Consider the following 7595-nt stretch of genomic DNA (forward strand, 5'->3'; position numbering starts at 1 on the left):
AAAAATCGTCTATGATCCATCTTCCACAGCTTGTAACCGATCTCGGATTAATTCTTGCCGCTGCGGCATTTACAACACTCCTTTTTAAGAAGATTAAACAACCTCTTGTATTAGGCTATATCATTGCTGGCTTATTGGTAGGGCCTCATTTTAATTTTTTTCCCTCTGTAAGTGATGAAGCTAGTATTTCTACATGGGCAGAAATTGGTGTGATCTTTTTATTATTTAGCCTTGGACTAGAATTCAGTTTCAAGAAATTAGCGAAAGTTGGAGGGGCAGCTTCGGTAACTGGAATTACAGAAGTGAGTATCATGTTTTCTTTAGGATATACAGCAGGTATGTTGCTGGGTTGGTCTACAATGGACAGCATCTTTCTGGGTGGTATGTTAGCCATTTCCTCCACGACAATTATTATAAGGGCTGTTGATGAACTTGGAATCAAGCATAAAAAGTTTGTCAACCTTGTCTTCGGTGTACTGATTATTGAAGATCTGGTAGCCATATTGCTTTTGGTGGTACTTTCAACTATGGCTGTGAGTAGAGAGTTTGAAGGCTCAGAAATGCTATTTTCTATTTTAAAATTTGGTTTTTTTCTAATCCTATGGTTTATAGGGGGAATATTTCTGATCCCAACATTTCTTAAAAAGACACATAAGTTGATGAATGATGAGACGATGCTGATTGTATCTATCGCACTGTGTCTGCTGATGGTGATGCTGGCCGTACAAGTTGGCTTCTCTCCTGCCCTTGGTGCCTTTATAATGGGCTCTATATTAGCTGAAACTACTATGGCCGAAAGAATTGAGCATATTACTAAATCGGTCAAAGATCTTTTTGCTGCGGTATTTTTTGTTTCCGTCGGAATGTTAATTGACCCCTCTGTATTGATTAATTATGCCATTCCTATTGTCATCCTGACTATGGTCTCCATTTTTGGTAAACCGATCAGTGTGTTGATTGGAGCACTGTTATCCGGACAAACCTTAAGAACTTCCCTTCAGTCAGGTATGAGCCTGGCTCAAATAGGGGAATTCTCCTTTATCATTGCCACTTTAGGATTAACATTAAATGTAACCAGCTCTTTTCTTTATCCTGTTGCTGTTGCGGTATCTGCCATTACAACGTTTACAACACCTTATATGATTAAAGCATCAGGGCCTTTTGCAGAGTACCTGGAGCGGATCCTTCCTACAAAATGGATCACTACTTTGAATAAATATAGTTCCAGCACACAAGGGATTTCGGAAACGAGTGACTGGAAGATTCTTTTAAAATCATATTTCACAAATTTCCTTATTCACTCTGTCATTTTAATAGCTATTTTGTATGTGGTTCAGCATTATCTGCATCCTTTTATAATCACTAACATAACAAATGGAATTAAAGGTACTGGCTTGACCATAATCATTTCCTTTATACTGATGGCTCCATTTCTATGGGCATTTGCATTAAGAAGGATTGAAAAAAGAGCTTATGCGCATTTGTGGCTAAATAAAAAGTATAGTCGAGGGCCGCTGGTTGCTTTGGAAGTATTACGGGTGTCATTAGCAATTGTATACCTTGTATTCTTATTAACCATTGTTCTGGATACTAACCTTGCTATTATTATTGCGATCCTCACTATTTTAGTGGTGGTATTCATCTTTTCAAAAAAGCTTCAGGTATTTTACGGAAGGCTGGAAAACCGATTTCTGCTTAACTTAAACGACAGGGAAAATAGTATGGATAAAACACGTCCCAATCTCGTCCCTTGGGATGCCCATTTAACCGAACTCATTGTTTCGCCTGAATCAGAATTGGTCGGTAAAAGCTTGATTGAATTAGCAATCAGAGAAAGACATGGCGTAAATATTGCGCTTATAGAAAGAGGAAATCTGTTTATTGCAACACCTTCAGGAAATGAGCGCATTTACCCCAATGATCAGTTGACGGTGATTGGCACAGATGATCAGATTGCTGCTCTAAAGGCACAACTTGAGGTTTCTGATCAGTACAATGAGACTATTCAATCGTCTAAAAAAGACTTGGAACTTCAAAAAATAGTACTTACTTCGAAGTCTCCGGTATGTAATCAAACCATTCGAAATTCAGGTGTTAGGGAGAAAACACAAGGTTTAATTGTTGGAATTGAGCGCCTTAATGAACGGATCTTAAATCCGGACTCCACCCTTACCTTGTTAGCCGGAGACATCGTATGGATAGTAGGAAACCGTAAAAAAATTGTAGAACTTTTAAAAGGCTAAGGTTTTTGTATTTTTGTAACATGCTTTCTTTTACAGAAGAGAATTATATTAAAGCGCTGTTCCATATTACGTATGAGACAGAGCACAATAATGAGGCGGGAACGAATCAATTAGCTTCTTATATGTGTGTGAAGCCTGCTACGGCAACAGACATGTTAAGGAAGTTGAAAGAGAAGGGTCTGATCGATTATGAAAAGTATGGTAAAATTACTTTGTCAGAAGAGGGTAGAGTAAATGCTTTGGAAATATTAAGGAAACACCGGTTATGGGAGACTTTCTTGTTTCAAAAGCTTGATTTCAGTTGGGATGAAGTGCATGAAGTGGCCGAACAGCTTGAACATATTCATTCAGCAAAGCTGATTGACAAACTAGATAATTTTCTTGGGTACCCTGAATTTGATCCTCATGGAGATGCTATACCGGATTCAAAAGGAATTATTAAACCATTGTCCCGTAAGTCACTTGCCGAAGTTGAACCGGGTTATACCTGTAAAATGGTAGCTGTTAGGGATAATACACCGGCTTTTTTGCAATATGTAAGTCAGTTGAACTTAAAGCTAAACACGCCGATAAAGGTTTTATCCAGGCAAGGTTATGATGGGACTATAGAAATTCTCATTGATAATCAATTAAATACTGTTTCGCAAAAGTTTGCGGAAAACATAATGATTGTTTGACACGTCTACATAACAACCACAAAACAAAATGAACGTTAATATCCGAAATAAAAAAGCATACTTTGAATATAATATACTCGATAAGTTTGTAGCTGGAATCCAGTTTCTGGGTACTGAAATTAAGTCAGTAAGAGAGGGTAAGGCCAATATCAATGATGCTTTTTGTGCTTTCCTGGGCAATAATCAACTATTTATACGAAACATGCACATTGCCGAGTATTCGCATGGGTCGTTCTATAATCATGAATCAAAGCGTGACAGGGTGTTATTACTAACGAAAAAGGAATTTAAGAAGCTGAAGGATAAAAGCGAAGAAAAGGGCTATACCATTGTTCCACTTGCTTTATTTATTAGTGAACGTGGTTTTGCTAAGCTTGAAATTGGTCTGGCTCAGGGTAAAAAGACGTTCGACAAGCGGGATACCATTAAGGACAGAGAGAGTAAGATTGAATTGAACAGAGCGATGAAACAATAGTTTTGGTGATTGATTACCAGGCCTGATCGCCTACCAGGGGAACGAAACGGAAAGTATCCAGCTCGATTCTTTCATAGTCATTTTCGTTAACGCGAATTATGGTAATCATTTTCTGACTCTTTTCATCGCCTACAGGGATAACCAATGTACCTCCAATACGGAGTTGTTTGAGCATAATTTCGGGAACAAATGGAGCTCCGGCAGTAACCAGGATTTTATCGTATGGTGCGTGTTCGGGAATGCCCTTTGATCCGTCACCCAGGAAAAAATTAGGATGATAGCCCATTTTACTGAGGAATAATTTTGCTCTGTGATACAGTTTTTCCTGTCGCTCGATGGTATATACAGAAGCTCCCAGCTCTAATAAGACGCAAGTTTGATAACCAGATCCTGTTCCGATTTCCAATACTTTATCCCCTTCGCTGACATGAAGTAATTGAGTTTGATAGGCTACGGTATAGGGCTGAGAAATGGTTTGGCCCTCTCCTATTGGAAAAGCGATGTCACGATAGGATTGACTCCAAAACGTCTCATCAAAGAAATAATGCCTTGGAACTTTGCCTATTGCATCTAATAAGTTAGTGTCTTCAATCTTTCTTTCTTCTTTAAGCAGATTCACTAACTTTTTCCGAGCACCCTGTTCTCTGTAATTATCAACAAACTTGTAAGCCATCCTTTTTCAAAAATAAGCTTATTTCTATAAAAAAGCGCTATTTTCAGACGGGATCATGGTAGCAGTGTAGGAATCAGGTTTATAAAATTGTCTTTAATACGGATCAACGTCAACCTGGATAAAAGTTCCTTTATTTAATTTATCCGCTTCAAAACCAATTAATGCGGTCTTGAGATAGTCTTTGACTTTTGAAACAGGAATTCCATTCCGCTCAATCTTGACATAAATAGTTTTGATATAAAGGTTACGGATGCGGGTGATCATCGGATCTTCAGGACCGAGTACACGACTTCCCAGATCTTTCTTAATGGCTGATGCAAAACGTTGTGAAGCGTTATTTAATACAGCCTGATCCTTATGTTTAATATCAAGACGGATCATCCTGTAAATGGGCGGATATTTAAAGTTCTGCCTTTCCTGAATTTCTGTTTTAAAAAGGCCTTCATAGTTATGATGAATTACCTGGTCAATAACCCGGTGTCTTACATCGTAGGCCTGAATGATAACCTTTCCGGCTTTATCACGGCGACCTGCTCTTCCTCCTACCTGGGATAACATCTGGAAGCTTTTTTCGAAAGCCCTGAAGTCAGGAAAGTTTAATAAGCTATCGGCATTGATTACCCCGATTAGGGTTACATGACTAAAGTCAAGACCTTTAGCAACAATTTGCGTACCTACCAGGATATCAATTTTCTGGTCTTCAAACTCTGTCAATATATGCTGGAAGCTGTGTTTTGCCCTCGTGGTATCGAGGTCCATTCTAGCGATACGGGCATCGGGAAAAATATATTTCAAGTCGTCTTCAATCTTTTCGGTACCAAACCCTTTGGGCTCGATATGAACCGAACCACATGCAGGACAAACAGATAAAATATCCTGCTTATAGCCACAATAATGACAGTGCAGTTGATGCGTACTTTTATGATAATTTAAACTAACATCGCAATGGATACATTTTGATATATAGCCACAGGTGCGACAGATAGACATAGGTGTATATCCTCTTCTATTCTGAAATAAGATTACCTGTTCTTTTTTCTCCAGATTTTCCCTGATGGCATCAATTAAAACACTCGTAAAGTTATTCTGGATAGTCTTTTTATTCGTTTCATCACCAATACTGACCACTTGGATTTCAGGCAGCCCTGCTTCTCCATAACGCTCAGAGAGCTGAACAAAACCATATTTTCCGGTTTTTGAATTATAAAAACTTTCGAGGGAAGGCGTTGCGGATCCAAGCAGCACTTTAGCCTGATGAAGATGTGCCAGGTAGATAGCGGTATCTCGTGCGTGATAACGGGGAGCAGGATCCTGCTGTTTATAGGAGGTTTCATGTTCCTCGTCGATAACGATTAAACCCAGGTTCGAAAAGGGCAGAAAAACAGCTGATCGTGCCCCAAGAATAATAGTGTACTCGTTCTTTAATACCTTTGACCATACTTCTGCACGCTCATTATCGCCCATTCTGGAATGATAGATTCCAATGGCATTTCCGAAGAATTTCTTGAGTCTTTCTACAATCTGTGTGGTTAGTGCTATTTCAGGAAGGAGGTATAACACTTGTTTCCCTTGCTTAAGATTTTCTTCAATGAGGCGTACATACAGCTGGGTTTTACCGGAAGATGTGACTCCATAAAGCAATACGACTTCTTTATGAGTAAATTGAGTATGTAATTCTTCATAAGCCACTTCTTGTTTAGGACTTAAAAGAAAATGTTCATCTATGTCAGTATCTCCTTCAGGCAGGCGGCTTACGGCTATACTGTCCTGAATCAGAATTTCTTTATCAACGAGCGTTTTTATAATGGCGGCACTACAACCACATTCTTCCATGATCTCCTTTTTGAGAACAGCCGGATTGGAACGGCTTAACTTAGTAAAGGCGAGGAAAGCATCCAGCTGTTTTGGACTGCGTTCCAAGACGGCAAATAAAGCCTTTCTGTTTGCATCGTCCTGATAAAAAGGATTTAAACGATAAAATGATTTCATCCGGGGTTTATACCGTTCAATTACTTCCTCGGATATATGGATAATTCCTTTGTCAAACAGAGACTTTAAAAGTTTAAAAACAGACTTCTGACCTAAGAGTTTAACAATTTCATTTACCTTGAGCTCAGGCTGGATCTCCAGGGCATCAATTATCAAGAATTCTTTGTCGTTTAAATCAGCTTTATCGTATTCAGCGTCTTTCAACAGGATGACCCTGGTTTCGCTGGCTAATTTTAAGGCAGAAGGTAAAGCCGCTTGCATCACCTCCCCGATTGTACACATATAATAAGAGGCAATCCATTCCCAAAGTTTTATTTGCTTTTCATTTACTATCGGTGTATCATCCAGGATATCTATAATATACTTGGCTTCGTACAAAGAAGGAGCTTTTTCTGAGATAGAATAGATGATAGAGGTGTAAATTCTACTTTTACCAAATTGAACCACAGCACGTTTTCCTACTTCAATTTGTTGATTAAACGACTGCGGTACCCGATAGGTATATGTTCGGGAAATAGAAAGTGGTAGTATTACTTCTATAAAAAAGGTTCTATGTTCGCCGGGGGCTTCATTAAATTCAAGCATTATTTATTTTTAATTGCAGCCAGTAATAAAAACACCCAACCTAGTATAAACATTAATCCGCCTAATGGAGTGATGGGACCCAGTACACTGACAGGAAGACCTGTTATAGAGCGGGTAGCCAGAAGATATAAGGATCCGGAAAAAAAGATTATTCCCAATAAAAAAGTGTAATAGGAAAGATTGGTATACTTGCTCTTAAGTGGTACTACGGATAAAAAAAGTAGCACCAGGGTATGATAAAAGTGATAGTTAACAGCTGTTTTCCAGTTTTCAAGATCAGAAGGTGCAATTAGTTGTTTTAATCCATGCGCTCCAAAGGCTCCTGATATCACAGCGATGATTCCGAAAATACAGGCTGTTATGATAATTTTTCTGTTCATAAATGATCTAAAGTGCTAATGTAGTCATCCTGTTTTAATCCTCTTGTAAATTTATACAAGCTTTAATTTTATTCTAATTTTTTGATAAAATCAAAAGCTTTTTCTTATCCAGTTAAAGGCAAAATTATCTAAGTTTGTAAGCAAACGATGAAGAAAATAATAATTCTAAGTTCTGTTTTGTTAATCGCTATCGCAGTTATTGCGGTAAAATATTTCTCAGAGCTAACAGGTAATTCAAATAACAATACAAAAGTATTAAAATATATTCCTTCGGACGCCACACTGATTGTCAACTTCAGCAATGATGACTACTTCTATGACATCATAAAAGATTATGATCTTTTTGATGAATTGATTGGAGAAAAACAGAGTGTTGAGATCTCTCAACTGCGGGCAATGCTACTTAAGCAACCACTTATAGCAGAGGAAATTAAGGGTCAGAAAATTTTCATCTCTTTTCATAAGATGCATACGGATTCGCTGGATTATCTGTTTTCAATGGGGATGAATGAATCGGTAAATCAGGAAGAAGCGGAGCTTTTATTGAAAGGCTGCACAGGGGTTAAATATAGC

Annotated in this window: 7 protein-coding genes; 4 read left to right on the forward strand and 3 right to left on the reverse strand. The window is 38.2% G+C overall.

The window, feature by feature from the left end; translation table 11 throughout:
• Positions 1 to 11: 11 nt before the first annotated feature.
• Genes ADIARSV_RS02950 through smpB form a run of 3 tightly spaced genes read left to right on the forward strand, consistent with a single transcriptional unit; the run spans position 12 to position 3395 of the window.
• The gene (locus ADIARSV_RS02950; RefSeq protein ID WP_016193877.1) at positions 12 to 2243 is read left to right on the forward strand and encodes a cation:proton antiporter; all 2232 of its coding nucleotides are present in this window, start codon (positions 12 to 14) and stop codon (positions 2241 to 2243) included.
• A gap of 20 nt (positions 2244 to 2263) precedes the next feature.
• Complete coding sequence (locus ADIARSV_RS02955; RefSeq protein WP_016193878.1) at positions 2264 to 2920, forward strand: metal-dependent transcriptional regulator; 657 nt, start codon at positions 2264 to 2266, stop codon at positions 2918 to 2920.
• 28 nt (positions 2921 to 2948) lie between these two features.
• A complete protein-coding gene (smpB, locus tag ADIARSV_RS02960) occupies positions 2949 to 3395 on the forward strand; it encodes an SsrA-binding protein SmpB (RefSeq protein WP_016193879.1) in 447 nt (148 codons plus the stop codon).
• Positions 3396 to 3408: 13 nt separating this feature from the next.
• Here smpB and ADIARSV_RS02965 read toward each other — a convergent pair whose 3' ends face one another.
• The 3 genes from ADIARSV_RS02965 to ADIARSV_RS02975 form a co-directional block, all read right to left on the reverse strand.
• Positions 3409 to 4068, reverse strand: a complete 660-nt coding sequence (locus ADIARSV_RS02965) for a protein-L-isoaspartate(D-aspartate) O-methyltransferase (protein WP_016193880.1) — start codon at positions 4066 to 4068, stop codon at positions 3409 to 3411.
• A 93-nt stretch (positions 4069 to 4161) separates the two neighbouring features.
• Positions 4162 to 6642: a replication restart helicase PriA gene (gene priA, locus ADIARSV_RS02970; RefSeq protein WP_016193881.1), complete on the reverse strand. Its 2481-nt coding sequence runs from the start codon at positions 6640 to 6642 to the stop codon at positions 4162 to 4164.
• Positions 6642 to 7022 (reverse strand): DUF423 domain-containing protein, encoded by a 381-nt coding sequence (locus ADIARSV_RS02975; protein ID WP_016193882.1) that lies wholly within the window; start codon positions 7020 to 7022, stop codon positions 6642 to 6644. Before ADIARSV_RS02975 ends, priA begins: the two co-directional genes overlap by 1 nt.
• Before the next feature lie 147 nt (positions 7023 to 7169).
• Between ADIARSV_RS02975 and ADIARSV_RS02980 the strand changes: the two genes are divergently transcribed.
• A partial coding sequence (locus ADIARSV_RS02980; RefSeq protein WP_040298913.1) for a hypothetical protein occupies positions 7170 to 7595 on the forward strand: 426 nt, incomplete at its 3' end.

Source organism: Arcticibacter svalbardensis MN12-7 (assembly GCF_000403135.1).
GTDB classification, from domain to species: Bacteria; Bacteroidota; Bacteroidia; order Sphingobacteriales; family Sphingobacteriaceae; genus Arcticibacter; species Arcticibacter svalbardensis.